The sequence below is a fragment of the Leucobacter sp. M11 genome, from assembly GCF_035726885.1.
In the GTDB taxonomy this organism is placed as follows: Bacteria; Actinomycetota; Actinomycetes; order Actinomycetales; family Microbacteriaceae; genus JAPFRB01.
In genome coordinates this window covers 39,598-41,476 of the sequence record NZ_JAPFRB010000007.1, presented here as the reverse complement: position 1 = coordinate 41,476, position 1,879 = coordinate 39,598, and the positions used below count along the sequence as shown (strand labels likewise).

The following is a 1,879-nucleotide window of genomic DNA, read 5'->3' as shown; positions in this document are numbered from 1 at the left end:
TTATGAGCCCGGCAGAATTGGGTTTTGCTGTCAAAGAGTGGGGCTGAAACGCGCCATATTTTCTTGCGATGATCCGGGTCCGGGCTATATCGTTTCAGATCGAAATGAGGCGTGAACAGCACTTTTCCTCGGGTCACTTCGGGTAAAATTGGGGCATGGTCACTTTCACTCCCGTCGCACCCCGCGACACCGGCACCCGCACACCGCGGGCCGGTGCGTTTGCGCGCGTGCCGGGCACGGGAACGGTGACTGGGGCGAGCGCCGCGAAGATCGCGGCGCGGATCGCCGCCGATGCTTTTGCCGCGTCCCGGGTGACCCCGGATGAGCAGGCTCAGCACCCGCTTGCCGCCGCCAAGGTGGCCGCCTCCGAGGCCCGCGCGCACCTCACCGCCGAGGCACTGCGCGCACGCGAGGCCGAACTGAGCGAGGCGATCTCCGAGGCCACGCGGGAGAAGAACCGGGTTGAGGCGAAGCGGGCCAGGCTCATTGCCGAGCTGGCCGACCTCAACGAGGAGCGCTTTGCGCGGGAGACGAAGGAAGACGCCGCGCGGGTGCTCGCTTCGACCGGGCAGGTCATCGACCAGACCGTGACCGGCGAGGACCGGGCGCAGCGGATGGGGCAGTTGGCCGAGGAGATTGCGTTCGCCGTGACTGTGGGGAAGCCCACGGGGGCGCGCTTGCTCAATGATGCGCTCGCGGTCGCCGGGGATCTGCCTCACGTGTGGGAGGCGTTCTCGTCCGGTGAACTGGATCAGGCCCGTGTGTCCGCGATTGTGCGGGTCACCGCTGATGCGCCGCCCGTGGCCCGCGCCATTCTCGACGAGCAGCTTGCCGAGGTCGCCCCGACGTTGACTCCCGCGAAGCTGTTGCGGGTGGCCGAGGATCTTCGGAACCGGGTCGATCCCGTGTCTCCCGAGGCGCGGCACGCGGATGCGTTCCAGCGTCGCGGGGCGTGGAACGAGCCCGCCCGCAACGGGATGATGGAGCTGACGATCCGGCACTCCGCGGTGGAACTGACCGCGGCCTACGACCGGAGCGACGCGCTGGCGAAGCAGCTCGCCGTCATGGAGAAGCAGGACCACCAGGAGCGCGTGGACGCGCTGAAAGAGGCGCACACGGGTACCGAGGAGGAACTGGCCGCGGCACTTGCTGCGCTGCCGTTCCCCCGTGGCATCGCGCAGCTGCGCGCGGATGTGCTCGTGGACCTGATCTCGCTCGGCGAGATCGACACGGAAGCGCCAGCCGAGGGCGACACGACTCCCCAGGCCACCACGGCCCCGCCCCGCGGCGTCCGCGGACAGGTCCTCGTCACCGTACCCACCCGCATCCTCGCCGGGCTCACCGACGACCTGGGGCCCGAGGCCACCGCCGAGGCGATCCTCGGCAAGGAATTCGCCGAGCTGGAGGGCTACGGGGCCCTCGATGATGAGACCGCGGAGCGGGTCGCCTTCGGGATCGGCTCCTTCCGGGCCTTGTTCACCGACGACCGGGGCGCGATCCTCAACGTGGGCAGGGACAGCTACTCGCCACCGAAGGCCCTTCGCAGATTCACCGAAATTCGGGACCAGCACTGTCGCTTCCCCGGGTGTGAACGGGCCGCGGTCCGGTGTGATCTTGATCACTCGGTGCCCTGGGACTCGGGTGGGGAAACCTGCCACGACAATCTCGCGTTTCTCTGCCGGACCCATCACACGATGAAGGGGCGCGGCGACCCCGGGTCGACCGGGGCGGGGAAGACGCATCGGGGCTGGACGCTGCTCGACAACGTGAACGGGGTGCTGGAGTGGGAGACCCTGAGCGGCCGTCACACCACAACCCATCCCGAACGAGCGTCGGGCGCACCGCCGTCAGCCTGATCCGGTGTGCCCCCGGCCACCCG

General features: G+C 68.8%; 1 protein-coding gene. It reads left to right on the top strand.

Translation table 11 applies throughout. The annotated features are described in order from the left end of the window. Nucleotides 1-155: 155 nt before the first annotated feature. On the top strand, nt 156-1,856 hold the full coding sequence (locus OOT08_RS18090; protein WP_325094276.1) for a DUF222 domain-containing protein: 1,701 nt from the start codon (nt 156-158) through the stop codon (nt 1,854-1,856). Nucleotides 1,857-1,879 lie beyond the last annotated feature (23 nt).

Coding starts and splice junctions, on each gene's coding strand:
- OOT08_RS18090 (WP_325094276.1), top strand. CDS start 156: ATGGTCACTTTCACTCCCGTCGCACCCCGCGACACCGGCACCCGCACA.